Raw genomic sequence first — 25,646 nt, 5'->3', positions numbered from 1 at the left:
CCCCGGGTGGTCGGGGGCGCCCCGGCACCCGGAGCCGAGGACGGTCGGGTTCCGTGTGGCCGCGGGGGCCGCCCGGGGCCGTGGACCGCCGTGGGCCTGTTACACGAACCTACATTTTTTCGGGTCATCCGCGACCTTTTTTCAAACGGCCACGACCGAAATCCGGGACGAGCGGGGGTGCCCCCTAGGGGTTCGCGGTCCACGGACGCCACAGCAGCGCCGCGGCCGCGCCGCACACCGCGACCGCGGCGCCCGCCCCGGCGAACACCGCCGCGGGGTCCAGGCCGCCGGCCCATCCGGCGAGGGGGTAGGTGGCCAGGAAGCACGCGTGGGAGAGCGCGAACCGCGCGGCCAGCACCCCGGCCAGGCCGCCCTCCGGGGCGGCGTCCCGCAGCACCCGCCCGGAGGGGGCGGCGATCAGCGAGCAGCCCAGGCCCAGGACCGTCCAGCCCGCCGCGAGCACGGCGAAGCCGGGGGCGAGCACCCAGCCGGCCGCCAGGACGGCGGACCCGGCGGCCAGCACGGCGGGGCCGGCGACCATGAGCGCCCGGGTCCCGAACCGGTCCACCAGGCGGCCCAGGGCGAAGGCGACCGCCATGGAGCCCGCGCCGAAGAACGCCAGCGCCACCGCCACCCCCGCGTCGGTGCCGCCCAGGTGCGCGCGGACCAGGACCACGGTGTCGACCAGGACCAGCGCGGTGACCACGGCGGCGGCGAGGTCGAGGAGGACGACGGCGCGCAGCCGGGGGTCGGTGGCGAAGACCCTCCAGGAGGCGGCGGCCCGGCGGGGGTCGCCGGTGTCCCGCGGCAGCTCGGTGGTGAGCACCAGGGCGGCGGAGGCGGCGAAGGAGACGGCGGTCAGCGCGAAGAGGCCGTGGAACGGGACGAGGGCGAGCAGCGCGGCGGCGAGCAGGGGCGAGGCGAGGGCCTCCAGGTCGTAGGCCAGGCGGGAGAGGGCGAGGGCGCCCGTGTAGCCGCGGTCGTCGACCAGCTCGGGGATGACGGCCTGGAAGGCGGGGGTGAAGACGGCGGAGGCGCACTGGAGGACGGCGATCAGGACGTACACGTGCCACACCTGGTCGACCCAGGGCAGCGCGGCGACGGCGAGCGCCCGCACCGCGTCGGCGCCCACCAGGACCGCGCGCCGGGGGACCCGCACCAGAGCGGCGGTGAGCAGGGGGCCCGCACCGACGTAGGCGACCATCTTGATGGTCAGGGCGGTGGCGACGACCGCGGCGGCGCGGTCACCGGCGAGGGCGAAGGCGAGCAGCCCGAGGGCCACGGTGGCCAGGCCCGTTCCGGCGAGGGCGACCACCTGCGCGGCGAACATGCGCCGGTAGGCGGGGAAGTCCACGAGAGCACGCCACACGGGGCACCTCCGAGGGGATCGGGGACGGGTGGTTCTCCCGGATCATATATGTGCGCAAGTACGCACATGTTGATGGAACGTTCGCCCGCCTAGACTGCGCACATGCGGACCAGCGACGAACGGCGGGCGCCCAGCCTGTCCCACCCGGCCCCACCCGAACCCGAGCGGCTCGCCGTGGCGGCGGGGGTGTTCGCCCTGCTCTCCGACCCGACCCGCCTGCACCTGCTGTGGCTGCTGGCGGAGCAGGAGGCCGACGTCGGCCGCCTCACCGAGGCCTGCGGGGCCTCGCGGACGGCGGTGTCACAGCACCTGGCCAAGCTGCGCCTGGCGGGACTGGTGGAGTCGCGCAGGCGCTCGCGGAACGTGATCTACAGCCTGGCCGACGGCCACCTGCGCAGACTGGTCCTGGAGGCCCTCAGCCACGCGGACCACGTGGTGACCGGCGAGCCCTTCCACGAGTGACGGCGCCGACTTCCGTCGGGGCGGGACCGGGCGGGGGCTGACCTTCGTCGGTGGCGGGAATCGGCCCGTGGACGGACGCGCCCCGCGGCCGCGGGCACGAGGATGGCGGGGACCGGTTCCACCCTCCGGAGGGAGAGGCCCCCATGGACCGACCGCTGTCCGCGCTCGACGGGCTCCACGCGCGCGTGCGCGGGATCCGGGCGCTGTCCCACTTCACCTGGTGCGTCCGGATCCTGCTGGCCCTCGGGTTCCTGCCCTCGGGGTACCGCAAGGTCGTCGACGAGCCCTTCACCATGGAGGAGTCGCTCGGCGAGGTCTACGTGATGTTCACGGCGCTGCACCAGGACTTCGGAGCGCTGTACGTCTTCATCGGCCTGTGCCAGGTGGGCGCGGCGCTGCTGCTGCTCGTCCCGCGCACGGCGGCGCTCGGCGCCGCGGTGTACCTGCCGATCATCACCGGCATCGTCGTGATCACCGTGTCGCTGGACTTCGGGCTCGGGACCCCGCTGATCACGTCGCTGATGCTCCTGGGAGCCGTGTACCTGCTCTGCTGGGACTGGCACCGGGTGCGCCCGATCCTGGGCCCGCCCCGGCCCGCGGCCGCGGAGGCCGGGTCCCGTGTGTGAGGGAGGGCTCCGGGATCGCCTCCCGGAGCCCCGCGGCCCCTCACGCGACGTGCGCGGACGCCCGGCCGGGCGTCCGCGCACGCGCGGGGCGCGCCGGACCCGACGGGCCCGGCGCGTCCCGGACGGCTATCAGGCCCGCCCCGCGGGGAACACCGCCGTGAAGAGCAGGTCCAGCACGCCGGGGAACACCTGTGCCGGGTCGATGTCGGCGTCGCCCATGGTCAGCGAGGCGGTCAGGGTCGTGCTCCCGTCGGGGGAGGCGACCATCAGCGCCCCGTAGCCCCCGGGCGGGCTGCCGTTGTGGTGGAGGACCGTGCCGCGGTCCGGCCCCAGGTCCTGCACGAACAGCCCAAGCCCGTAGCCGATCTTCGGGTGCGGGTCGCACATCTGCTCCAGCAGCGGCTCCGGCAGGAGCCCGCCGCCCAGCAGCGCGGAGAAGAAGAGGTGCAGGTCCCGGGTGGTGGAGTACATGTCGCCGGCGCCGACCAGCAGCGAGAGGTTCTGGCGGGTGACGTCGACCGTCGTCCGCTCGCCGTCGGCCTCGTAGGAGAGGTAGCCGTGGGCGTGGGGCGCGGGCAGGTCCGGCGAGTCGCCGGGGACCGCGGTGCCCGACAGCCCGAGCGGGTCCAGGATCCGCCGCCGCATCTCCTCGGCGTACGTGCGGCCGGTGACCTCCTCGATCAGCAGCACCGCCAGCGTGTAGTTGGTGTTGGAGTAGCTCCAGTCCGCCCCCGGCTCGAACCGCGCCGGGCGCTCCAGGGAGAACCAGACGAGCTCCTCGGGCCGGTAGGACCGGAACCGGTTGCGCGCCCACACCTCGCCGACCGCGTCGATGCCGAGGACCATCGTCCCGTCGGGTTCGAGCTCGCCGGTGTAGTTGTACAGCCCGCTGGTGTGCTGGAGCAGCATGCGCACCGTGATCCGCCCATCCAGGCCGAACGCGGGCAGCCGGTCCGCCACCGGGTCGTCCAGCCCGATCAGGCCGTCGGCCACCAGGAGCAGGACCAGGGTCGCAACGAAGGTCTTGGTGGTGCTGCCGATCCAGAAGTGGCCGTCGGTCGGCGGCTCCTCGGTCCCGCCCAGCTCGCGCACTCCGGCGCTGCCGGTCCAGGCTCCCTGCTCGTCGTGCACCCGCAGCTGGAATCCGGCGAAGCCGCGGGCGACGACCTCTTCGACGGCCTTCCGGAGTTCCGGGCGGTCCGGCCCGGCGGGGTCGGGGGTGTTCGGCGGGGTGGGTTCGGCGTGGACGGTCGGGGTGTCGGTCATGGTGTGCTCCTTCAGTGCCGGGGGGTGGATCGGGGGGCGGTCGGGCTAGAGGCTGCGGGCGGCGATGTCGCCGCGGGTGGTGGTGGCGCGGATGTCGAGGCCGGTGGTGCCGTCGTTCTTGAGGGCGTTGTCGACGCGGCCATAGGAGGTGCCGGCGTCCAGGGAGGCGGAGACCCCGGCGGCCGCGGCGACCGAGATGTCACCGTCCCGGGTGCTCAGCACGAGCTCGCCGCGCACCGCCTCGTCGACACGGATGTCGCCCTTGGCGGTGCCGAGCCGGGCGGGGCCGGTGAGGCGGCCGACGGTGATGCCGCCGTCCTGGATGGCGACGCCGGCGCCGGCGGCCTCCCCGATCTCGACCGGCCCCTGGGCGGCCTCGTAGGAGACCTCGCCGAGTCGGCCGACGCCGCGGAACCCGGCGGCGGCCGCCCTGGCCTCGACGCGCGAGCCGGCGGGCAGGTGGACGGTCACCTCGACCGATCCGGAGTCGCCGAAGATCCGGTTCCGGGCCTCGGGGGCCTGGATGCGCAGGACACCGTCGGCGAAGGAGACCGTGGTCTGCTCGGCGGCCTTCACGTCGCGGCCCTTGGCGGGGTCGGCGGGCAGGACGTCGACCGTGGTGTCGGGGCGCTCGGCGGCGATGAGGCCGATGCGGCCGGCGGGGATGTCGAGGATGACGGAGACGGGGGCGGGGGTGTCGAAGCTCTGCATGGTCCACTCCTTGTCGGTGTGTTTCTGTTGATGGAAACGCTACGTTGCATTCATAGATTGGGCAATATCAATGTTGCGAGCAAGTCTTGTTATCGCAGTTAGATTCTTTGAAATCGTTGCAATGGTTCTAAATCTAACGCAACGCCGCCACTTCGAATCCTTGCAATGAGCGAAGGATGAACGCTAGCCGCGGGCCGACGGGACCACCCCCGGACACCCCGGGGATCGACGTCCGATACGGCGGCGTGCTCGACGACTGCACGAGGGGGACGTCGATCTTCGACGCGTAGGCGGTCGATAAGCGGGCGGAGGACCGACACAGCAGAACGATCCACCTGTTTACGCGGGTTTTGTGATCGCTTTGCCGTTACCGAGAGTGGCTATCGGTGACTTTAAGCGATGAATTGTCGACGATTCGGACATGGACCATTGCCCGAAGTCGGCCCCGAAGGCCGCCCAGTCCATCAGTGCCCGCAGCCTCGTACGGATGGCCGCCGCCTTCACCGGCGCGGTGTTCGTCGCCCCGTTCCTGTGGAGCACGTCTCCCGTTCTCGCCGAGCCGGAGGCCGGCACAGCGGTGGACATCGAACAGGCGGTGGAGCGCGCGCTGAGCGATCAGCCACAGGTCCTCCTGCCGGAGATCGCCGTGGAGCAGGTGTACAAGTCCGCGGAGCGCGGTGGATACCCGGAGCCCGGCTACCCGGGCCCTGGTGAGCCGGGGGAACCGGGAGAACCTGGGGAGCCCGGTGAGCCGGGAGAGCCGGGTGAACCTGGGGAACCGGGAGAGCCCGGAGAACCCGGAGAACCCGGAGAGCCAGGTGAACCTGGGGAACCCGGTGAGCCGGGAGAGCCCTGTGAACCCGGAGAGCCCGGGAAACCAGGAGAGCCGTGCGAACCCGGGGAACCGGGAGAACCTGGTGAGCCGGGGGAACCTGGTGAGCCGGGGGAACCGGGAGAACCTGGGGAACCGGGAGAGCCCTGCGAACCAGGAGAACCCGGAGAGCCCGGGAAGCCCGGAGAGCCGTGCGAACCGGGTGAACCCGGAGAACCGGGAGAACCCGGAGAACCGGGAGAACCTGGAGAACCGTGCGAACCCGGGGAACCCGGGAAACCAGGAGAGCCGTGCGAACCCGGGGAACCGGGAGAACCCGGGGAGCCGGGAGAGCCCTGCGAACCAGGAGAACCCGGAGAGCCGTGCGAACCCGGGGAACCGGGAGAACCCGGGGAGCCGGGAGAGCCCTGCGAACCAGGAGAACCCGGAGAGCCCGGGAAGCCCGGAGAGCCGTGCGAACCGGGTGAACCCACGGAACCGTGCGAACCCGGGGAACCCGGGGAGCCCGGAAAGCCGGGGGAGCCGTGCGAACCCGGGGGGCCGGGGGTGCCAGAGCACCCGGGCCCGGAGGCGCCCGGACAGCCCGAACTCCCCAAGACCGGCGCCTCGGCCGCCGTTCCGGCCGTGGGCGGCCTCCTGGCCACGCTCGCCGGAGTCGCCGCGCTGATCCTGGGCCGCCGCCGTCCCGGGGACGAGACCGGCTGAACCCGCCCGTGAAACGACCGTCCCGCTCGGGCCCGCGCCCCTCTCGGCGCGGGCCCGCCCCGTGCGCACCGGCCCGGCCGGCGGCCCGCGGGCGCGCGGGGAGGGCGCGGGCGCCTCACTCCCCCGGCCGCCCCGGCACGAAGGCGCTCAGGCGGTACCACGTCTCCTGCCGCGTCCGCCCGCACAGGACGTCGATCCTCAGGTCGTCCTCCCGGTACCGCCGCAGCACCTCCCGCTCGCGCTCCCGGTAGGTCCGCATCTCCGCCTGGTCCGAGGTCTCGAAGAGCACCTCCCACCGCCCCGCCGCGTGCCTCTCCGAGCGCTCGCGCGCACGCCCGCGCTCGCGCTCGCGCCGTGCGCGCCTGCCCGGCATCTCAGTACCCCGTGGGGATCGACAGGTCCGCTCCCGGGACCAGGACGGACGAGGTCCACGAGGCGTCCTCCGTGAAGACGATGCAGGTGACGTGGTCGACGCCGAAGTCCCAGGAGGCGCGGTTGGGGGCGATGAAGCCGAGCTGGTCCGAGGGCGACATCAGGGAGGCGTCGACGTTGCGGTCGGCGATGGGCGAACACTCGGTCTCGCTGGCCGAGGCGAACCCGGCCATACCCGGCCAGTCCCCCGCGGGCGCGGTGAAGGCGCCGATCGCCTGGGCGTCGTGGGACTCGTCGCAGGAGGTCAGCTCCACCTCCGGGAACTCCTCCTCGAACGAGGGCAGCATGAAGCAGTCCCCCGGCTCCAGCGTGCACGCGTTGGCGTACCCGGGCGGCGGCTCGCAGGTGGCGGCGTAGGTGGGCTCCTCGTAGTTCGCGGCGACGACGGCGACGCCCGTCCACCCCAGCCCCCACACCCCGGAGAGGACGAGGGCGAGGATCGCCAGGACGATCTGGACGACCGCCGTCCCCCCGGCCGCGGCGCCCGCCCCCGCGGCCGCCGGGACGCCCCCGCCGCCGGACGGGGGAGGGGGCCGCCCGGCGGCGGCTCCGCCCCGGAGGGCCCGGCCGTGCGGGCACCCGCGCCCGTCCCGGGGTCGGCGGGCGCCGCGTGCGGCTGCGGGGAGGCCGGTGCCGCGTGCGACTGCAGGGAAGCGGGCGCCGCGTGCGGCTGCGCACCGGCACCCGGTGAGGCGCCCGCGGGGCTCGGGCCCGCGGTGGCCGCCTCCGTGGCCGGCGGGGCGCCGGCCGTGTGCGCCGCCGGTTCCGCGGGCGCGTCGGCCGGTGCCGGGGAGCCCTGGGCCTCGGCGGACGCGGACCGGGTCCGGTCCTCGAACGGGGCGTTCCCCGGGGTTCCCGGGGGGTCCGCGAGGGGGTCCTGGCCATGCGCTGGGCCGCCCTCGGACTCGGCGGGGGAGCCGGGCCGGCCGGCGGGCGGTGCCGCACCGCCACCGGGCGATCCGGCCGGCGACGGGGCGGCGCCGGGCGGGGGGACCGCTCCGGCGTCGGACACCCCGGCCGGGGAGCCGGGCGCTCCGGTCGCGGCGGACAGCCAGCTCGGGGGCGGCCGAGCCCGCCGGTGAGGCGGGGGCCTGCCCGGGGAACGCCCCGGCCTCGACCGGCCCGCCCGCGGCGCCCGCTGCCGGGCCGTCCCCCGGGGAGGCGGTCCTCCGGCCGCGGCGGCCCCCGGGAACTCGCCCGCCGGGGGCGGGCCGCCGACGGGGCCGGCTCCCGGGCCTCCCGGTGCCGTTCCGGTCGGGGGCGCGGCGCCGGAGGGGTCGGCGGCGTCCGCCGCCGGGCGCCGCAGGGCCCGGGTCAGGACGATGGCGGACAGGACGATCGCGAAGGGGATCGGCACCAGCAGGAACCCGAGTCCGCCCAGGACCGCGGCGCCGATCGCCATTCCCCCCACACGCCCCGACGCCGGGGCGGGCCGCGCCGGGGTTCCGGCCGGCGGCCCCCACGCCCCCGGCGGGGCGGCGGACGGCAGCGGCACGGCCGCGGCCCCGGCCGCCAGCCCGGCGTCCCCGGCCAGGGCTTCGGCGATCCGGGCGTTCAACGCGCTCAGGCGGGCCGGGTCGGCGGGCGCCGCTGCGAGCTCCGCGACGGCGCCGCGGATCCCCGGCCCGAACCGTTGGTGGGAGGCGAGGAGGGCGAGGAGCCGCACCCCCGGGTGGTGCGCGGGGTCCGCGTCCGGAGCCCCCGGACCGTAGGTCCGTACGGCGTGCACCACGGGCGGCATGGCGTGCGCGGCGAGGGCGGCGGGGTCGGGCATCGGACCTCCATCGTTCGGCTGTTCCGGAACAGCGACCGCGGACGGGGGCGGGGTCCGGTCCGTGCCCGGTACGGAACCGAGGCGCCTCGGCCCGAGCACGCACCGCACCCTAACGGAGACACAGGGTCGCGGACCATACCCGGACGTCCCCGACCCCTGGCCGGTTCCGGCCCCGGTCCGGGGCCGTCGTCCCGCCGCCCGCCCCCGGAGGCGTCAGTCCAGCACCTTCTCCCAGACCGACACGTGCTTCTCGCTCTCGTCCCCGAAGGGCGTGCGGTCCCAGTCCTGCCAGCGCTCCACCAGCCGCATCCCCGCGATCCGCGCCATCAGGTCCAGCTCCGCCGGCCACACGTACCGGAACGGGACGGACCGCAGGCTCCCCCTGCCGTCCGCGACCGACACGTAGTTGGAGCTGAACAGCTGCGTCGCGGGCTCGTACAGGTCGAACGCCCACTCCTCCTCGCCCGCGTGGAACGGCACCATGTTCTGGCCCTTGGGGAGCCTGCGCAGCTCCGGCACCCCCACCTCCACCACGAACCGCCCGCCCCGCCCCAGGTGCGCGGCCGCGTTGACGAAGCACTCCACCTGCTCGTCCTGCGTGGTCACGTTGTTGATGGTGTTGAAGACCAGGTAGACCAGCGAGAACTCCCCCGGGACCCGGGTGGTGGCGAAGTCCCCGATGACCACGTCGATGTCCCCGCCGCCCGGCTTGGCGCGCATCTGTTCCACCATGGCCGGGGACAGGTCGATGCCGTGCACCGGAACGCCGCGCGCGGCCAGCGGCAGCGCGATGCGCCCGGTCCCGACGGCGAACTCCAGGGCCCGCCCCTCCCCCGCCAGTCCGGCCAGCAGGTCGACCGCCGGGTCGACCTTGTCGGGGGCGAACATGCCCTCGCCGGGGGTGTCGTAGTGTTCGGCGACATCGGTGTCGAAGTGGTTCGGCTTCGGTCCGGTCCGTGCTCCGTTCGCATCGCTCATGGGCGCGACGCTAACCCGGGCCCGGCCGTCCGCGCACGCGCTTTTCCGTTCCGGCCGGAAAGGCCCGTGTTCTCAGAACCACCGCCGTCTGCGAGGATTCCGAAGCACGGTGAGGACCGGCAGAGCACCGGAAGGAACAGACCCGTGATCGACCCCCTGCTCCCCGACGACCCCCGCACCGTCGGCCGCTACCGCCTCGAAGGCGTCCTGGGCGGCGGCGGTATGGGACGGGTCTACCTGGGCAGATCCCCCGGCGGCCGGACGGTCGCGGTGAAGGTGGTGCGGCCGGAGCTGGCCGGGGACGAGGGCTTCCGCCGCCGCTTCGCCCGGGAGGTGGAGGCGGCCCGCCGGGTGGGCGGCTTCTACACGGCGCAGGTGGTGGACGCCGACCCCGCCGCCGACCCGCCCTGGCTGGTCACCGCGTACGTTCCCGGGCCGTCGCTGTCGGAGGCGGTGCACGGCGGCGGCCCCCTGCCCGCCGCCGAGGTGCTGTCCCTGGCCGCCGGGCTGGCCGAGGGGCTGGCGGCCGTGCACGAACAGGGGATCGTGCACCGGGACCTCAAGCCCGGCAACGTGATCATGGGCGGGGACGGCCCCCGGCTGATCGACTTCGGCATCGCGCGGGCGCTGGACTCCGGGGACGGCATGACCTCGACGGGGATCATGGGCACCCCCGCGTTCATGGCCCCGGAGCAGATCCGCGGCGAGGTCCCGGGCCCGGCGACGGACGTGTTCGCGCTGGGGTGCGTGCTGGTGTTCGCGGCCACCGGGCGGTCGCCCTTCCGCGGCGGGGAGATCGCCGCCCTGGTGTACCGGATCGTGCACGGGGAGCCGGACCTGTCGGGGGTGCCGGACGAGCTGGTCGGCCTGGTCGCGGACTGCCTGGCCAAGGACCCCGCCGCCCGGCCCTCCATCGCCTCGGTCCTGGAGCGCGCGGCCTCCGCCGTCCCGGAGGCGCCGGCCCCGGCCCCGGACGCGGTGGCCGCGCGGGTCCCGGAACAGCGAGCGCCGGAGGCGGCCGTGACCGGCGGCACCCGGGCTCCGGAGACCGTCGGCACGGCGGACCACGGGGCCGCGCGGGCCCCGGAGGCTCTCGGGGCCGACCGTGCCCCGGCAGCCGGCAACGTCGCGGAGCCCGCCCCGGCGGAGCCGGTGGCCGCCCCCGCCGCCCTCCTCCCCCCGGACTGGCGCAGGACCTACGACTCCACGCGGTGGGAGCACCTCGTCACGTGCGTCGAAGTGACCGTCCTGCTGTGGCTGCTGGTGCTCGTCCCCGCGGGCCTGCTCTCCCTGCTCTCCCTGTTCTTCGTCTCCCCGGACACCCTGCTGGGGTTCTACACGAACAGGTGGGTCGTGCTGACCGTGGCCGGGTCGGCGGTCGCGTTCACGCTGCTGTCGTGGTGGGCGAGCGGGCGCGAGGCGCTGACCCTGGACCCCGACGGGATGACCGTCGTCCACTGGAGCGGCTCCTCGATGGGGTCGGCCCACGCCATCCCCTGGAACGCGGTGGAGCGGGTCGGCCTGAAACGCAATGGGGAACTCGAATTCCGGCCCGTCCCCGGCGCGCGGATGCCCGAGGGGCTCCCGGGGAAGGAGCGGGAGGACGGGAGCGTCTCCATCCCCCTCTTCGGCCTGATGTCGCACACGGGGACCGTCGCCGCCCGTCGGCTCGCCGAGGCCAGGGAGGGGCTCAGGGCCGCCGCCGGGGAGAGGTACACCGACCTCACCGGGTGAGCGCGGCCCGCTCCCCGCGGGCGGGCCCCGGCCGGCGGGCCCGGCCGGGGCCCGCGCTCACACGCCCCCGACCGTCGGCGAGTACGACGAGTGCAGCACCAGCGAGGCCGCCCCGATGGCGCCCGCGTCCTCGCCGATGACCGAGGTCTCCACCCGCACCCGGCGCACGCCCCGGGCCAGGGTGCGCTCGGCGATGGCCCCGGACAGCGCCTCCCGGTAGAGGCCGCCGACGTGCGGGACGCCCCATCCGCCCAGCACCAGCAGCGGCACGTCGATGATGTTGAGCAGCGCCGTCCCCGCGTCGCCCAGCCGCCGCCCCGCCTCGCCGATGACCTCCAGCGCGACCGGGTCGCCCGAGCGGGCCTCGCGGCACACCCGGCGGTAGGCGGCGACGGTGCGCGCCTGCCCGCGTTCGTAGGATGCGGCGTCCTCACCGCGGCGGCGGGCGGCCTCGGCGGCGACGGCGTGCGGGGCCAGGTAGGTCTCCAGGCAGCCGCGGCTCCCGCAGGGGCACTCGGGCCCGCGGGGGTCGACCACCAGGTGTCCGATCTCGGCGGCGTTGCCGCTGCCGCCCCGGTACACGCGCCCGTCCAGGACGAACCCGCCGCCCACTCCGGTGCCCACGTACACGAACGCCATGTCGGACGAGCGCCGCTCGGCGCCCGCCCAGCGTTCGCCGATGGTGGCGGCGGTGGCGTCGTTGTCCAGGACGGTGGTGAGCCCGGTGCCCTCCTCCAGCACCTCCCGCAGCGGTACCGACCGCCAGCCGGGCAGGTGGGGCGGGGTGACGGCGCCGGAGGTGTCGATGGGCCCGGGGGTGGCCACGCCCAGGCCGAGGATGCGGTCGGGCGCGGGCGCCTCCTCGACGATGGCGCGCACCGAACGGCACAGGGCGTCGATGACCCGGCCGGGCCCCTGGGAGGAGGGGGTCCGCCGCCGGGTGCGGGCGACCACGTGCCCGGCCAGGTCGGTGACGACGAGGGTGGTGGAGGCGGGGTCGATGTGCATGCCGACGGCGTAGTAGGCGTCGGCGTTGAGCCGCAGCACGGTGGCGCGCTTGCCGCCGCGCGAGGTGGCCCGGCCGTCCTCGCGGACCAGGCCGTCCTCCAGCAGGCGGCGGACGATGTTGGAGACGGTCTGGGCGGTCAGCCCGGTCTGCGCGGCCAGTTCGACGCGGCTGATCCCGTCGGCGGAGCGCACGGCGTCGAGCACGCGGCTCTGGTTGAGCCCGCCGAGCCAGGCCAGGTTGGTGCCCATGGGCCTCTCCCCTCCGGTTTCGTGGTCCCACATGAGCGTAACCGCCCTGGAAGCACCGACTTACCCCATTGTCTTTATCCAAGCTTTTGAGTAATGATGTGTCCTACATCACTCCGCAGCAAGGCACCGCAAAGGCAAGGTCGACCGTTCCCCCACCTCATCGCCCCAGGAGCGCACGATGAAAGGAACCGGACCCCACACCACGAGAGCGGCGGCCGCGACGGCCGCGGCCGTCGCGCTGGCGCTCGTCGCCACCGGCTGCGGCGGAGGCGCCGCCGACAGGGACGAGAACACCGTCCGCATCGCCTACCAGAAGTTCGGCACCTTCATCGCGATGGATTCGCTGATGCGCAAGGTGAAGGAGGAGTTCGAGGCGGACAACCCCGGTGTCACCGTCGAACTCCAGGCCGTCGAGGCGCCCGCCGAGGACTACCAGACCCAGGTCAACCTCATGAACGGCTCCGCGAGCGAGGCGCCGGACCTCATCTACCAGGACTCCTTCACCATCAACCAGGACGCCGACGCCGGGTACCTGATGCCGCTGGACGAGTACTTCGACTCCTGGGAGGACGCGGAACAGTTCAGCACCCAGGAGGCGCAGGCCGTGACCTCCCTCTCCGGGGAGCGGTACGGCGTCATGCTCGGCACCGACGTCCGCGGGCTCTGGTACAACACCGAACTCCTGGAGCAGGCGGGCGTCGAGACACCCTGGGAGCCCGCCACCTGGGACGAGGTGCTGGACGCCGCCCGCGCGGTCAAGGCCGAGTTCGGCGACGAGGTCACCCCGCTCAACGTCTACTCCGGCACGCCCGCCGGGGAGGCGGCGTCCCTCCAGGGCTTCCAGATGCTGCTCTCGGGCACCGAGGACGCCCTCTTCGACGACCGGTCGCAGAAGTGGGTCACCGGCAGCCGGGGGTTCACCGACTCCCTGGGGTTCGTGCAGACCGTGTTCGACGAGGGCCTGGGCCTGGACGTGCAGGACGCCCTGGACACCAACGTCGGCACCGTCAACAACGAGGAGCGCTTCCCCGCCGGCGAGCTGGCGATCAGCCTGGAGGGCTCCTGGGCCACCCAGTCGTGGATCCCCGAGGCCAACCGGCCCTGGGACGGCTGGGAGGACGTCATGGCGTTCACCCCCATGCCCACGCAGAACGGGCAGGGCGCCGGGGCGACCAGCATGTCCGGGGGCTGGGCGCTGTCGATGGGCAGCCGGGCCACCGACCCGGAGCTGGCCTGGGAGGTCATGACCTACGCCCTGTCCCAGGAGAACGCGGTCAAGTTCGCGGTCGAGGGCGGCCAGATCCCGGTCCGCACCGACGTCGCCGAGGACCCCGCGTTCCTGGAGAACGCGCCCATGGCCGAGGAGTTCGCGGCGCTGGTGGACATCACCGGGTTCCGCCCGGCCTACAGCGAGTACCCGCGCGTCTCCATCGCGGTCCAGGAGGCGATGGAGGCGGTGATGCTCGGCGAGGCCACGCCCGAGGAGGCCGCCGCGCTCTACGCCCAGGAGGTGGAGGGCATCGTCGGCCCCGACAACGTCACGAGCGGTTCCTGAGCCGTGGGGACCGTGTCGACGACCCGGGCCCCCGGCCGGGCGCCCCGGGTCCCGTCCCCGGCGCGCCGCTCCGGCCGCGCCCGGGGCGGGGCCGCCCGCTGGGTGATCCCGATGGCCCCCGCGCTGTTCCTGCTGCTGGCGTTCTTCGCCGGCCCCATCCTGTGGACGGTGTGGGCCTCGTTCACCAACGAGGCACTGACGGGGGCGCAGGCCGCGGACACCCGGTTCGTGGGGTTGGACAACTTCGAGCGGCTGCTGCGGGACCCCGGGTTCCGGGCGGCGACGTTGCTCACCGCCCTGTTCCTGCTGGGTTCGATCCTGGGCCAGACCGTGCTGGGCCTGGCGCTGGCGCTGCTGCTGCGCAACCGGCACGGGGCCGTGCGCGGCGCCGTGGGCACGGTGGTGGTGGGCGCGTGGGTGGTGCCCGAGGTGGTGGCGGGGTTCGTGTGGTACGCGTTCCTCGAACGCGAGGGCACCCTCAACGCGCTGCTCGGCTCCGTCGGGATCGGTGCGCAGAACTGGCTGTTCACCGCGCCGCTGCTGGCGGTGGTCCTGGCCAACGTCTGGAAGGGCACCGCCTTCTCGATGATGACCTACGGGGCCGGGCTGTCGGAGGTGCCGCGCGACCTGGAGGAGGCGGCCCGCGTGGACGGGGCGTCGGGCCCCCAGGTGCTTTGGTACGTGGTCCTGCCGCTGCTGCGGCGCACGATCGCCACCACGCTGCTGCTGATCACCCTCCAGACCGTGCAGGTGTTCACGCTCGTCTACGTGATGACCGCGGGCGGTCCCGGCTCGCGCAGCACGACCCTGCCGCTGCTGATGTACCGGGAGGCCCTGTCCCTGGGCGACCTGGGGTACGGCACGGCGATCGCGCTGGCGCTGCTGGTGGTCGCCGGGCTGTTCTCGGTCGTCTACGTGCGGATGCTCAGCAGGGAGGAACAGGCATGACCGCTCCGAGACCGCGTCCGGGCGCCCCGGGGCGGCCGCGCCGGCGGGTCGCCCCGGTCGCCTCGCCCGGCAGGGCCGCCGGTGCGGTGCTGGTGCACCTGATCCTGGCGGTGCTGGCACTGCTGTTCCTGCTGCCGCTGCTGTGGATGCTGTTCGCGTCGGTGGACGGGGAGGCCACGCTGCGGGCGGGACTGCCGGGCGTGCCCACGCTGGACAACTTCCGGGCCGTCCTCACACCCGAGATCGTCTACCGTCCGCTCTGGAACAGCGTGCTGACCTGCGGCGGGGCGGCGGTCATCACCGCGTTCTGCTCGGTGCTGGCGGCGTACCCGCTGTCGCGGTACACGCTGCGGTTCAAGCGGCCGTTCCTGTACACGGTGCTGTTCGCCACCGGCCTGCCGATCACGGCGATCATGGTGCCGGTGTACGGGCTGTTCGTGAACGCGGGGCTGCTGAACTCGCTGCCGGCCACCACCCTGTTCCTGGCCGCCAGTACGCTGCCGTTCGGGATCTGGCTGACCAAGAACTTCATCGACGGCATCCCCATCGCCCTGGAGGAGGCCGCCTGGGTCGACGGGGCGTCCACCTGGCAGTCCATCCGCTACCTGGTGGCGCCGCTGCTCGCCCCGGGGCTGGCGGTGGTCGGGATCTTCACGCTGGTGAGCACGTGGGGGAACTTCTTCGTGCCGTTCATCCTGCTGACCAGCCCGGACAAGATGCCCGCGGCGGTGCGGGTGTTCACGTTCTTCGGGCAGTACGGGTCGGTGCGCTACGGGGAGCTGGCGGCGTACTCGCTGCTGTACACGCTGCCGGTGGTGGCGCTGTACGTCGCGGTGTCCCGGGCCATGGGCGGCCGGTTCGCCCTGGGCGGCGCCATGAAGGGCTGAGCCCGCACGGGCGGGGCGCCCCGGCGGTTCCCCGGGGCGCCCCGCGCGCGTGCGGAGGGCTCAGCGGGTGAGCCGCAGGGTGACGATCTGGAAGGGGCGCAGCGGGAACGCCACTCCCCCCTCCCCCGGCTCCAGTTCCGGGGCGCCCTCGTACTCCTCCTCCAGCAGGTTCACCGCGCGCACCCGCGACACGGGGAACCCGAAGCGCACGTCCGCGCGCGTGCGGGCGCCCAGGGACTCGTACAGGCGGACCACCACGTCGCCGGAGCGGTCGTCGGCGGGCTTGACCGACTCCACGGCCACGCCCCCGCCCTCCACCCGCACCAGCGGCTCCACCGTGCCGGAACCGCCGACCTCGCGCGGCGGGAGGTTCAGCCGGTACCCCTCGCGGACCGCGTCCGCCACCGTCGCCCCCGGCACCAGGGCGTACCGGAACCGGTGCTCGCCCTGGTCGGTGTCGGGGTCGGGGAAGCGGGGCGCGCGCAGCAGCGACAGCCGGACCGTCGTGGTGGTGCCGCCGTCCACGCGCACGTCGCGGGTGACGTCGTGGCCGTAGGTGGAGTCGTTGACCAGCGCCGCCCCGTGGCCCGGCTCCGCCACGTGCACCCAGCGGTGGGCGCAGATCTCGAACCGGGCGGCGTCCCAGGACGTGTTGGTGTGGGTGGGCCGGCGCACGTGCCCGAACTGGATCTCCGAGGCGGAGGACTCGGCGCGCACGTCGAGCGGGAAGGCGGCCTTGAGGAACTTCTCCCTCTCGTGCCAGTCCACGACCGTGTCCACGTCCAGCCTCCGGGAGCCGGGGGCCAGGGTGAGGGTCTGCACGACCGAGGAGGCGCCGAAGGAGCGGGAGATCCGCAGGCCCGCGTCGACGGGCTCGATGCCGTCCACTCCGGTGAGGTCGGTGACGGTGTTGCGGTAGAAGGAGTCCACGTCCCAGGCGTCCCACTGGTTGGGCAGGTCCTGGTGGAGCTGGAGCAGGTTGGCCGGTCCCGCCAGCGCCTCCCGGCCGGTCCGCGCGTCCACCACGGAGGTGACCAGGCCGCGGTCGTCCACCCGCACGGCGAGCAGGCCGTTGTCCAGCAGGTACCCGCCGTCGGAGGCCGTGACGGCGGTCCGTCCCGCGGGGGCGACCCGGGGCCCGGCGCCCAGCGCCGGGACGCCGTCGCGGTCGTGCGGGGCGGCGTTGAACTCGATCACGTCGTCGCCCGGGCCGACCAGCAGGCGCTGGGCCCGGTCGATGAGCTCGCCGAGCTCGGCCTCGGCCTCCGCGTAGGTCTCGGCGGCCTCCCGGTGCACCCAGGCGATGGAGCTGCCCGGCAGGATGTCGTGGAACTGGTTGAGCAGCACGGTGCGCCAGATCCGGTCCAGCGCCTCGTGCGGGTAGTCGGCGCCGCGGCGCACCGCCGCGGTGGTCCACCACAGCTCGGCCTCGCGCAGCAGGTGCTCGCAGCGGCGGTTGCCCTGTTTGGTCCGGGCCTGGCTGGTGTAGGTGCCGCGGTGGAACTCCAGGTACAGCTCGCCCCACCACACCGGGGCGTCCGGGTACTCGGCCTCCGCCTCGGCGAAGAACGCGTCCGGGCGCCGGATCTCCACCCGCGCGGAGCCCTCCAGGTCGGCCAGCCGGGCGGCCCGCCCCAGCATCTCGCGGGTGGGGCCGCCGCCGCCGTCGCCGTGCCCGAACGGGACCAGGGAGAGGGTGGCGCGGCCCTTCTCCCGGAAGTTGCGGGTGGCGTGGGCGAGCTCGTGGCCGGTCAGCTCGGAGTTGTAGGTGTCCACCGGCGGGAAGTGGGTGAAGACCCGGGTGCCGTCCAGGCCCTCCCAGCGGAACGTGTGGTGCGGGAAGGTGTTGGTCCGGCTCCAGGAGATCTTCTGGGTGAGGAACCAGCGCGAACCCGACAGGCGGATGAGCTGGGGCAGCGCCGCGGAGTAGCCGAAGGAGTCGGGCAGCCACACCTCCCGGGTGTCGATGCCCAGCTCGTCGCGGAAGAACCGCTTGCCGTACACGAACTGGCGGGCCAGGGCCTCCGAGCCCGGCATGTTGGTGTCGGACTCCACCCACATGCCGCCCACCGGCACGAACCGGCCCTCCTTCGCGGCCTGTACCGCCCGCGCGAACACGTCGGGGCGGTGCTCCTGGAGCCACGCCCACTGCTGGGCCTGCGACATGGCGAAGACCAGCTCGGGGTGCCCGTCCATGAGGTCCACGACGTTGGCGGCGGTGCGGACGACCTTGCGCCGGGTCTCGCGCAGCGGCCACAGCCAGGCGGAGTCGATGTGGGCGTGGCCCACCGCGGAGAGCCGGTGGGCGGCGGGCGCGGCCGGGGAGGACAGCACCCCCGCCAGGGCCTCGCGGGCGCGCCCGGCGGTGCCGGGGACGTCCTGGAGGTCGAGCAGGTCGAGGGCGCGTTCGGCGGCCCGCAGCAGCTCCCAGCGGCGGGGGTCGCCGGGGTCGAGTTCGCGCATGACGCCGCCGACGACGTCGAGGTCCATGGCCAGGTCCCACACCTGCTCCTGGAAGACGGCCAGGTCGGCGCGGGCCAGCCGGTACAGGGGCGGGCCGTCGGGTCCGGCGGGGGCGGTGCCCAGGCCGGTGGGCTGGAAGGGCGGGTTCCCCATGATGACGGGGTTGGCGGCGGCCTCCACGTGGAGGTCGACCTCGGTCTCGGCGGCGGGGAGGCGGACCCAGGCGTTGCGGGGGTTGAGGCCCTTGACCACCGTCCCGTCGGGGCGGTGGACCAGGCCCTCGGCCTGGAAGCCGGGCATGGCCGAGTCGAACCCGAGGTCGATGACGGCCTCGACGGTGCGGCCCGCCCACCCCCGCGGTACGCGGCCCCGGAGGCGGAACCAGGTGGTGCCCCAGGCGGGACCCCAGGCGTCGCCCGCGGCGGCGGGGGTGTGGGGGGCGCTGATGCCCTCGTGGGCGGGGACGGGCTCCCCGGGGGCGTCCCAGCGGGAGACCTCCAGGGGGACGTGCGGGCTGTGGACGGCGGGCCATACGCGTTCGCGCAGGACCCTCTCCAGGCGCGCCTCGGTCAGCTTGCGGTCATCGTGCACGGTGGACCTCCTCGGTCACGTCCCTGGCCGACGTGCTCCACGTTGCCCACGTCACACGACTTCGTCAACACTCTGGATAAAGAGAAATGAGGAAACCGGATCCGCCCGGGGTCCGGGGGCGGGGACCGCCGCGCGTCAGGCCCGGTCGTAGGTGGGGAACAGCGCGCCGCTGTCCAGGACGGTGTGGTCCACCGGCTTCCACACGCGCGGGTCGAAGGCGGCGCCCCGGCCGAACAGGGGGCTCCCGGCCCCCGTCGTGAGCGGCCCCGGCTCGACCACCGGGACGGGTTCGCGCACGGGCGATTCCCCATCGGGTGGGAGGATGGTCCGCCGACCGGGCGCCGGCGGCCGGGAAAGGCTAGCAGCGCCTTCCGGGGGGCGGCGCGGGCTCCTACGATGAGCGCATGCCCTCCCCCCTGGCCTCCCCCGGCCTCACCTCGGCGCCGCGATGAGGTTCCTGCTGGACGTGACGCCGCTGCGGGAGGCACCGCCCTTCCGCCGGTTCTGGATCGGGTCGTCCCTCGCGTCGCTGACCCTCCAGTTCACGATGTTCGCCGCGACCTTCACACTGTGGGAGCTGACCCGCTCGACGGTGATGGTGGGCGCGCTGGGCCTGGTGGGCGCGGTGGCGTGGTTCGTGGCCGTGCCCGTCGGGATGGCGTTCATCGACACCGTCGACCGCGCCCGGCTGGCCCGGGCCGCGCTCGTCGCGCAGTGCGCGGCGGCGGTGGCCCTGGCGACGGCCGCGTACCTGGGGTCCGCGGCGGCGGTCCTGGCGATGATGGGGTTGAACGCCGTCCTCCTGGCAGTGGGCCGCTCCGCGCGCCAGGCCATGGTCCCCGCCCTGGTCGGCGACCGGCTCATCGCCCCCGCGATCGCCCTGAACGGCCTGGCCCTCCAGCTGGGGATGCTCGCGGGACCCGCCCTGGCCGGGCTGCTCGCCTCGGCGGCGGGGGGCGAAGTGTGCTTCCTGGTCAACATCGCGGGCAGCGCGGCCTCCCTGTACGGGCTGCGCGGGCTGTCGGTCCCTCCCGCGGGCCGCTCGCGGGGGTTCGGGGCGATGGCCGAGGGGCTGCGGTACGCGGTGCGGACACCGCCGGTGCGCGGAGCCCTGTTGACGGACCTGGCCGCCACCGTGCTGGCGATGCCGGTGGCGCTGTTCCCCGCGATCAACCAGGAGAGGTTCGGCGGCGACCCGGCCACCCTGGGCCTGTTCGGCAGCGCCGTCGCGGTGGGCGGTGTGGCGGGGCTGGCGTTCAGCGGGGCCGTCACCCGGTACGGCCGCCCCGGTACGGCGATGGCCGTGAGCGCGTGCGTGTGGGGCCTGGCCCTGGCCTGTGCCGGGCTCAGCGGACACCTGGCGGTGCTGCTGGCCTCACTGGCGGTGGCGGGCGCCGCCGACACCTGGTCGGTGGTGAGCCGGGGCACCCTCGTGCAGGCCTCCGTCCCCGAGAGCGTCCGCGGCCGTGTGAGCGCCCTGGAGCAGGCGGTCGGTGTGGCCGGCCCCGACCTGGGGAACTTCCGCGCCGGGCTGGTCGCCCCGCTGCTGGGCGCGGGGGCCGCGATGGCCGTGGGCGGACTGCTGTGCGCGGCCGCGTGCGCGGCGGTGTACGCGCTCACTCCGGGCATGCGGAGATGACCGGCTCCGGGGGATCCCACCACCCCGGAACCGGTCCTCGGCCCGGGGGGATCCCACCCGCCCCCGGACCGCCCCCGGCTCAACGGATGAACGGCTCCAGATAGCCGTCCAGCCCCACCGAGGCGTAGTGGGCGCGGGCCATCTCGATCTTGGTGAAGACGTCCTCGTACCCGGTCTGGGCACCGTTCTCGTCGACGTAGACCATCGCGCCGGTGATGTTGAAGAAGGTGACCATGTGGTCGCAGTCCTCCGGGACCGCCAGGGTGTGGATCTCGCCGGGCGGCTCGTAGACGAAGTGCCCGGCCTCGGCCACCCAGTCGTGCTCGTAGTAGTGCCAGCGGCCCTCGATGACGTACCCGAACACGGCGCCGGGGTGGCGGTGGCGGGAGACGATCCCCGAGGCGGTGACCTTGAGCAGGTTGCACCACTGCCCGGTGACGGTGTTGAGCATCAGCGGCCGGAACCACACGTTGGGCGCCTGCGGCACCCATACGCGCGGGTCCTCCGGGACCGCGGCGACCGCGATCTCGTCGGGGATGCCGACGGACTGGGAGATGACGGGAGAGTTGTCGGGCACGGCTGCGCCTTTCTCTGAAGGGGGTCAGGCGGCCAGGTAGCCGCCGTCGACGGGCAGGACGATGCCGGTGATGAACCCGGCGTCGGGCCCGCACAGGAACTCCACCGCGCCCGCGACCTCGGCGGGGGTCCCCCAGCGGCCCATGGGCGTGCGGTCCAGGATCCGGGCCTCGGCGGCGGGGTCGGTGCGGATGCCGCCGGTCAGGTCGGTGCTGATCCACCCCGGCGCGACGGCGTTGACCCGGATGCCGTCGGCCGCCCAGGCCACGGCCAGGGAGCGGGTGAGCTGGGCGACGCCGCCCTTGCTGGCGGTGTAGCCGGGCACCAGGGGGCCGCCGAAGAAGCTCAGCATCGAGGCGACGTTGACGACGCTGCCGCCCGCCGCGGCCAGGGCGGGCCGTGCAGCGGTGCAGGCCCGCATGACCGAGACGAGGTTGACCTCGATGACCCTGGCGAACACGGCCGGGTCGAACTCCTCGCGGCGGCGGATCACGCCGACCGCGTTGACCAGCACCGAGACCTCGGCGAAGGCCGCCAGGTACTCCTCGATCGCACCGGGCGCGGTGACGTCGAGCTCGGTGACCTCGGCGTTCCCGCGCAGGTCGGCCGGTGCGTCGGCGGCGCGCAGACCGCAGGCCGCGACCCGGTGGCCGCGGGCGGCGAACCGGGCGGCGACGGCCGCCCCGATGCCGCTGGTCCCGCCGACCACGACGACGGCCGGGGAGGGGTTCTCGGCCATGGGCTCCTCTCGGGGGTGGTGGGGGGCGTCGGGGGTCAACGCTCCTCCTCGGGAATGGCGAGCGCGTCGATCCAGTACTCGCGGGCCAGGGCGTCCACCCCGGCGGGGGACACCCCGCGCAGGTGGACGGTGGTGCCGTCGGTCCCGGCGATCCGGCCGTGGTCCTGCAACCGCAGGATGTGGTACCGCTCGGGCGGGAAGCCCAGGACCACGTCCACCGGGAAGCGGCCGCGCTCGTCGGGGCTGTCGCCCAGCCCGGGCTCGGCCTTGCCGACCGCCTGGAAGGTGAGCCAGCCCTGGTAGAGCAGGACCGCCAGGACGAGGACGGCGATCCGGCGCAGGGTGGGCGAGGCCGCCGCTCTACTCCACATCGGCCGCCTCGCCCTCGGCCAGCAGGCCGTTGACGTGGGCGACGGTGGCACGGAACCCCGGGTCGTCCACGGCCGCGTCCCAGGACCGGGGCCGGGGCAGCTCGACGTCGACGATCTCCCGGACCGTGCTGGGCCGCCCCGACAGGACGACGATCCGGTCGGAGAGGAACACCGCCTCGTCGATGTCGTGGGTCACGAAGAACACCGTGGGGCGGCGGGACTCGAAGATCCGGGTGAGGTCCTCCTGGAGGCGGCGCCGGGTCTGGGCGTCGATGCTGGCGAACGGCTCGTCCATGAGCATCACGGCGGGCTCGGTGGCCAGCACCCGGGCAACCCCGAGGCGCTGGCGCATGCCGCCGGACAGCTCGTGCGGGTAGCGGCGCTCGAAGCCCTCGAGGCCGACCAGGGCCAGGTGCTCGCGGCCGCGCTCCTCGCGCTCGCGCCGGGACATGCCCTTCATGCGCAGGCCGAAGACCACGTTGCCGAGCACGGTCTTCCACGGGAACAGGGCGTGGTTCTGGAAGACGACGCCCCGGTCGGGGCCCGGTCCGGTGACCGGGTTCCCGGCCACGGACACCGTTCCCGAGGTGGGCCGGACGAACCCGGCGACCGTGTTCAGGACGGTGGTCTTGCCGCAGCCGCTGGGGCCCAGGACGGACACGAACTCGCCCTCGGACACCGAGAAGGAGACGTCGCCGATGGCCACGACCTCGTCCCCGGTGTAGGCGTCGGTGTAGGTCTTCTCCAGGTGGTCGATCACCAGGGCGGTCATCCGTCGTCCTCCATGCCGCGCACCAATCCCCACCGTTCCACGGTGGCCTTCTCGAACGGCGCCAGGATGAGGGCGTCGAGCATGTACCAGAGGATCCCCAGCACGACCATGCCGAGGAAGACCTGGCTCACGTCCCCTACCCGGCGGGCGTCGAACATCATGAACCCGATTCCGCTGGTGCCGACGATGATCTCGGCGGCCACCAGCGCCCGCCACCCGTAGCCCAGCCCGGTGCGCACACCGGTGGCGATGGACGGCAGCGCGCCCGGCACGGTCACCTCCCAGAACACCCGCAGGCGTCCGGCGCCCAGCGAGCGGGCCGCCAGCACCAGCTCCCGGGGCACCTGCTCGACCCCGGAGACCACGGCGAGCATGAGCGGGAACACGACCGTGTAGACGATGACGAACGTGACCGAGGTCAGGCTGAACCCGAACCAGACGATGACGATCGGCAGCCAGGCGATGTCGGCGATCGCCTGGAAGAACAGCAGGACCGGCCACAGCGCCTTGCGCACCCGCAGGGACAGCGCCGTCAGGAACCCCATGGGGATGCCGATGAGCAGGCCGAACCCGGCGCCGTAGCCCAGGCGCTCCAGCGAGTCGGACAGGTAGCCGGGCAGCACGCCCTTGCGGAGCAGCTCGGCGAACTCGGCGACCACCCTGTCGGGGCCGACGAAGAACGCGGGCGGGAACACCTCCAGCTCCGCGATCAGCCACCACAGGGCGACCACGGGGACGAAGGGCCCCAGCGTGCGGAAGACCGGGCTGCGGGTCAGCCGCAGCCACAGCCGCCTCAGCGGCGGGGCCGGGGCGCGGGCGGGCCGGCCGGGACCCGGCGGCCGCGTGCGTTCGGCGGAGCGCACCGCCATCACCCCTCCCCGGAGGTCATGCCCCAGCGCCGGACCGTGCGCCGTTCGAGCGGGGCGAGCAGCAGCCGGTCCGTGCAGAGCCACAGGACGCCGATGATCACCATCGCGGCGATGATGACGTCGGTCGAGAACGAGGTCTGGGCCAGGAAGAGCGTGTAGCCCAGGCCGGCGTGGGTCGCGATGATCTCCGCCGCGACCAGGCCGCGCCAGCCGTAGCCCAGGCCGATGCGCAGGCCCGAGATGACGCTGGGCATCGCCCCGGGCAGCAGCACCTCCCAGAAGAGCCGCCACGGACCCGCCCCCAGGGAGCGGGCCGAGCGCAGCAGCGAGGTCGGGATGCGGCGCACGCCCAGCATGGTGTTGTAGGCGAGCGCGAAGAACATCGCGTTCCAGACGATGAAGATCACCGCGCCGTCGCCGTAGCCCAGCCACAGGGTGGCGATGGGGATCCAGGCGATGCCCGCCAGCGCCACCGAGAACCGCAGCAGCGGCGAGAAGAACGCCGACAGGGCGCGGCTGGCGCCCAGGGCGATCCCGAAGGGCAGGGCGGTGGCGACGGCGATCACCGAGCCCACCATGACCCGGTAGAGGCTGGCGCCCAGGTGCCGGGCCAGCTCGCCGCTGACGGCCATGTCCCACAGGGCCCGGGCCACATCCGTGACCTGGGGGAAGACCCGCGGGGGGACCCCGGTGGCGGCGACGGCCGCCGCCCACAGGGCCACCAGGACCGCCAGCGGGACCACGAACCAGGCGAGGTCCGCGGCCCACGACCCGGTGCGGCCGCGGCGTGGAACGGCCGCACCGGGACGGGGCGCCGCCGGGGCGGTGCCCCGGACGGGGGTTTCGCTCATACCGCGCACGAGTTCTGCGCTACCTCGCGGATGAACGTGTAGTCGGCCTCGATGCGGGCGTCGGTGGGCACCTCGGCCAGGTCGGAGAAGAGCTCCGGGTTCTTCTCCTCCACCGACAGGATCGGGCCCGGGACGAACAGCTCGTTGATGTCGAAGGCGTACTCCAGGGCCTCCTGCTCCTCCAGCAGGAGGGCGACGGTGTCCATCGCCAGGTAGTTGCAGGAGGAGAAGCGGGCGTCGAGCTGCTCGACGTTGTACTCCATGGCGGCCAGGGCGACCTCGGGGTCGGTGCCGGTCAGCCACCGGGAGGCGGAGTCCGCGGCGTCCTCGGGGTTCTCCCGGATCCACTGGTCGGCGGCGGCGCGGCCGGTGAGGAAGGCCTCGACCAGCTCCGGGTTCTCCTCCAGGTACTGCGGGGTGGTGACGATGTACCCGATGAAGGGGATGTAGCCGCCGCCGCGGACCACCTCGTAGGTGCCCTCGACCTGGTCCTGGATGGTGATCGGCCAGGGGTCCCAGATGACCGCGGCGTCCGCGCCGCCGGTCTCCAGGGCGACCGGCATGTCCGGCGGGGCGGTGTTGACCAGTTCCACGTCCTCCACGTCGATCCGCAGGTCCTTGAGGAGGCCCAGCAGGTACAGGTGGTTGATGGAACCGAAGGTGGTGGCGATCGTGGCGCCCTCGAGGGTGCTCAGGTCCTCGGGGTCGATGCCGGAGTCCTCGACGGCGACCATCGCGGCCGTCTCGTCCACGCTGCGCTGGACCGCGGAGCCGGTGTAGTTGCCGACCAGGGCCAGCTCCACGCCCTCCTGGGCGGCGGCCAGGGCGGGGACGCCGACCTGGATGATGTCGACCTCCCCCGCGGACAGGGCGTTGATGGCGTCCACGCCGGTGGGGAACGGGTCGGCGAGCGTGACGTCGAGGCCCTGCTCCTCGAACAGGCCGAGTTCGGTGCCGACGGGGAGGCCGATCTGGTCGATGGCCGAGACGTAGCCGGCGTTCAGCGAGCCGCTGACGGGCTCGGCCGCGCCCTCCACCGCGTCGTCGACGGTGGATCCTCCGGAGCAGGCCGTGGCCAGTAGGACGAGCGTGCTCGCGAGGGCGAGGGGGGCAAGAAGGGGTCGGGGCATGGGACAACTTCCGGTTCGCTCGACCGAACACCCTCGCGCGGGCGCACGGGGACGACGCGTCCGCGAACGGGCGGGGGACCTGGGGAGGTCGCCCGGCTCGGAGAACGCG

The 25,646-nt window shown here is 74.1% G+C and carries 25 protein-coding genes; 8 read left to right on the top strand and 17 right to left on the bottom strand.

What is annotated here, in order from left to right:
* Positions 1 to 184: 184 nt before the first annotated feature.
* On the bottom strand, positions 185 to 1,369 hold the full coding sequence (locus K1J57_RS12900) for an MFS transporter (RefSeq protein WP_255647020.1): 1,185 nt from the start codon (positions 1,367 to 1,369) through the stop codon (positions 185 to 187).
* 102 nt (positions 1,370 to 1,471) lie between these two features.
* Here K1J57_RS12900 and K1J57_RS12895 point away from each other — a divergent pair, with 102 nt between their 5' ends.
* The gene (locus K1J57_RS12895) at positions 1,472 to 1,831 is read left to right on the top strand and encodes a metalloregulator ArsR/SmtB family transcription factor (protein ID WP_220564671.1); all 360 of its coding nucleotides are present in this window, start codon (positions 1,472 to 1,474) and stop codon (positions 1,829 to 1,831) included.
* Positions 1,832 to 1,974: 143 nt separating this feature from the next.
* Complete coding sequence (locus K1J57_RS12890) at positions 1,975 to 2,457, top strand: hypothetical protein (protein ID WP_220564670.1); 483 nt, start codon at positions 1,975 to 1,977, stop codon at positions 2,455 to 2,457.
* A 129-nt stretch (positions 2,458 to 2,586) separates the two neighbouring features.
* On the opposite strand, the gene K1J57_RS12885 is transcribed toward K1J57_RS12890, so the two are convergent.
* The 3 genes from K1J57_RS12885 to K1J57_RS12875 all read right to left on the bottom strand — a co-directional run bounded on the left by K1J57_RS12885 (position 2,587) and on the right by K1J57_RS12875 (position 5,824).
* Positions 2,587 to 3,723 (bottom strand): serine hydrolase, encoded by a 1,137-nt coding sequence (locus tag K1J57_RS12885; RefSeq protein ID WP_220564669.1) that lies wholly within the window; start codon positions 3,721 to 3,723, stop codon positions 2,587 to 2,589.
* A 45-nt stretch (positions 3,724 to 3,768) separates the two neighbouring features.
* A complete protein-coding gene (locus tag K1J57_RS12880; protein ID WP_220564668.1) occupies positions 3,769 to 4,434 on the bottom strand; it encodes a DUF4097 family beta strand repeat-containing protein in 666 nt (221 codons plus the stop codon).
* 367 nt (positions 4,435 to 4,801) lie between these two features.
* Positions 4,802 to 5,824 (bottom strand): hypothetical protein, encoded by a 1,023-nt coding sequence (locus tag K1J57_RS12875; protein WP_220564667.1) that lies wholly within the window; start codon positions 5,822 to 5,824, stop codon positions 4,802 to 4,804.
* On the opposite strand from K1J57_RS12875, the gene K1J57_RS12870 reads away from it, so the two are divergent.
* Positions 5,813 to 5,971 (top strand): LPXTG cell wall anchor domain-containing protein, encoded by a 159-nt coding sequence (locus K1J57_RS12870; RefSeq protein ID WP_220564666.1) that lies wholly within the window; start codon positions 5,813 to 5,815, stop codon positions 5,969 to 5,971. The two genes, K1J57_RS12875 and K1J57_RS12870, sit on opposite strands and share 12 nt — an antisense overlap.
* Positions 5,972 to 6,086: 115 nt before the next feature.
* Here the strand turns inward: K1J57_RS12870 and K1J57_RS12865 are convergent, their stop codons facing one another.
* The 3 genes from K1J57_RS12865 to K1J57_RS12855 form a co-directional block, all read right to left on the bottom strand.
* On the bottom strand, positions 6,087 to 6,344 hold the full coding sequence (locus K1J57_RS12865) for a hypothetical protein (protein WP_220564665.1): 258 nt from the start codon (positions 6,342 to 6,344) through the stop codon (positions 6,087 to 6,089).
* A gap of 1 nt (position 6,345) precedes the next feature.
* Positions 6,346 to 6,819, bottom strand: a complete 474-nt coding sequence (locus tag K1J57_RS12860; RefSeq protein WP_220564664.1) for a septum formation family protein — start codon at positions 6,817 to 6,819, stop codon at positions 6,346 to 6,348.
* A 1,571-nt stretch (positions 6,820 to 8,390) separates the two neighbouring features.
* A complete protein-coding gene (locus K1J57_RS12855; RefSeq protein ID WP_220564663.1) occupies positions 8,391 to 9,155 on the bottom strand; it encodes a class I SAM-dependent methyltransferase in 765 nt (254 codons plus the stop codon).
* A 144-nt stretch (positions 9,156 to 9,299) separates the two neighbouring features.
* Between K1J57_RS12855 and K1J57_RS12850 the strand changes: the two genes are divergently transcribed.
* Positions 9,300 to 10,889, top strand: a complete 1,590-nt coding sequence (locus tag K1J57_RS12850; RefSeq protein WP_220564662.1) for a serine/threonine-protein kinase — start codon at positions 9,300 to 9,302, stop codon at positions 10,887 to 10,889.
* 57 nt (positions 10,890 to 10,946) lie between these two features.
* Here the strand turns inward: K1J57_RS12850 and K1J57_RS12845 are convergent, their stop codons facing one another.
* Positions 10,947 to 12,146, bottom strand: a complete 1,200-nt coding sequence (locus K1J57_RS12845) for an ROK family transcriptional regulator (protein ID WP_220564661.1) — start codon at positions 12,144 to 12,146, stop codon at positions 10,947 to 10,949.
* A 178-nt stretch (positions 12,147 to 12,324) separates the two neighbouring features.
* Between K1J57_RS12845 and K1J57_RS12840 the strand changes: the two genes are divergently transcribed.
* From K1J57_RS12840 to K1J57_RS12830, 3 genes are all read left to right on the top strand, one after another.
* Positions 12,325 to 13,701, top strand: coding sequence for an extracellular solute-binding protein (locus K1J57_RS12840; protein ID WP_220564660.1), 1,377 nt, complete (start codon positions 12,325 to 12,327; stop codon positions 13,699 to 13,701).
* Between the two features lie 111 nt (positions 13,702 to 13,812).
* Complete coding sequence (locus K1J57_RS12835) at positions 13,813 to 14,649, top strand: carbohydrate ABC transporter permease (protein ID WP_220565496.1); 837 nt, start codon at positions 13,813 to 13,815, stop codon at positions 14,647 to 14,649.
* Positions 14,646 to 15,536, top strand: a complete 891-nt coding sequence (locus tag K1J57_RS12830) for a carbohydrate ABC transporter permease (protein WP_220564659.1) — start codon at positions 14,646 to 14,648, stop codon at positions 15,534 to 15,536. The genes K1J57_RS12835 and K1J57_RS12830 overlap by 4 nt, the downstream gene beginning before the upstream one ends.
* A 60-nt stretch (positions 15,537 to 15,596) precedes the next feature.
* On the opposite strand, the gene K1J57_RS12825 is transcribed toward K1J57_RS12830, so the two are convergent.
* Together K1J57_RS12825 and K1J57_RS12820 are read right to left on the bottom strand one after the other, a co-directional pair.
* Entirely contained in the window at positions 15,597 to 18,590 is a 2,994-nt protein-coding gene (locus K1J57_RS12825; protein WP_220564658.1) for a glycoside hydrolase family 38 C-terminal domain-containing protein, read from the bottom strand.
* Between the two features lie 135 nt (positions 18,591 to 18,725).
* Positions 18,726 to 18,887: a hypothetical protein gene (locus K1J57_RS12820; RefSeq protein ID WP_220564657.1), complete on the bottom strand. Its 162-nt coding sequence runs from the start codon at positions 18,885 to 18,887 to the stop codon at positions 18,726 to 18,728.
* A gap of 151 nt (positions 18,888 to 19,038) precedes the next feature.
* On the opposite strand from K1J57_RS12820, the gene K1J57_RS12815 reads away from it, so the two are divergent.
* Positions 19,039 to 20,229 (top strand): MFS transporter, encoded by a 1,191-nt coding sequence (locus K1J57_RS12815; protein ID WP_220564656.1) that lies wholly within the window; start codon positions 19,039 to 19,041, stop codon positions 20,227 to 20,229.
* Positions 20,230 to 20,308: 79 nt separating this feature from the next.
* Here K1J57_RS12815 and K1J57_RS12810 read toward each other — a convergent pair whose 3' ends face one another.
* Genes K1J57_RS12810 through K1J57_RS12780 form a run of 7 tightly spaced genes read right to left on the bottom strand, consistent with a single transcriptional unit; the run spans position 20,309 to position 25,537 of the window.
* Positions 20,309 to 20,806: a 2,4'-dihydroxyacetophenone dioxygenase family protein gene (locus K1J57_RS12810; RefSeq protein WP_220564655.1), complete on the bottom strand. Its 498-nt coding sequence runs from the start codon at positions 20,804 to 20,806 to the stop codon at positions 20,309 to 20,311.
* A gap of 24 nt (positions 20,807 to 20,830) precedes the next feature.
* Entirely contained in the window at positions 20,831 to 21,583 is a 753-nt protein-coding gene (locus K1J57_RS12805; protein WP_255647018.1) for an SDR family NAD(P)-dependent oxidoreductase, read from the bottom strand.
* The gene (locus tag K1J57_RS12800; RefSeq protein ID WP_220564654.1) at positions 21,580 to 21,915 is read right to left on the bottom strand and encodes a hypothetical protein; all 336 of its coding nucleotides are present in this window, start codon (positions 21,913 to 21,915) and stop codon (positions 21,580 to 21,582) included. The genes K1J57_RS12805 and K1J57_RS12800 overlap by 4 nt, the downstream gene beginning before the upstream one ends.
* Positions 21,905 to 22,687, bottom strand: a complete 783-nt coding sequence (locus K1J57_RS12795) for an ABC transporter ATP-binding protein (RefSeq protein ID WP_220564653.1) — start codon at positions 22,685 to 22,687, stop codon at positions 21,905 to 21,907. The genes K1J57_RS12800 and K1J57_RS12795 overlap by 11 nt, the downstream gene beginning before the upstream one ends.
* Positions 22,684 to 23,556 (bottom strand): ABC transporter permease, encoded by an 873-nt coding sequence (locus K1J57_RS12790; protein WP_255647017.1) that lies wholly within the window; start codon positions 23,554 to 23,556, stop codon positions 22,684 to 22,686. Before K1J57_RS12790 ends, K1J57_RS12795 begins: the two co-directional genes overlap by 4 nt.
* Complete coding sequence (locus K1J57_RS12785) at positions 23,556 to 24,407, bottom strand: ABC transporter permease (protein ID WP_220564652.1); 852 nt, start codon at positions 24,405 to 24,407, stop codon at positions 23,556 to 23,558. The genes K1J57_RS12790 and K1J57_RS12785 overlap by 1 nt, the downstream gene beginning before the upstream one ends.
* On the bottom strand, positions 24,404 to 25,537 hold the full coding sequence (locus tag K1J57_RS12780) for an ABC transporter substrate-binding protein (RefSeq protein ID WP_220564651.1): 1,134 nt from the start codon (positions 25,535 to 25,537) through the stop codon (positions 24,404 to 24,406). Before K1J57_RS12780 ends, K1J57_RS12785 begins: the two co-directional genes overlap by 4 nt.
* Positions 25,538 to 25,646: the final 109 nt, after the last annotated feature.

This window comes from Nocardiopsis sp. MT53 (assembly GCF_019598965.1).
In the GTDB taxonomy this organism is placed as follows: domain Bacteria; phylum Actinomycetota; class Actinomycetes; order Streptosporangiales; family Streptosporangiaceae; genus Nocardiopsis; species Nocardiopsis changdeensis.
The sequence above is the reverse complement of the archived record's forward strand: the minus strand, read 5'-3'. Positions and strand labels throughout refer to the sequence as shown.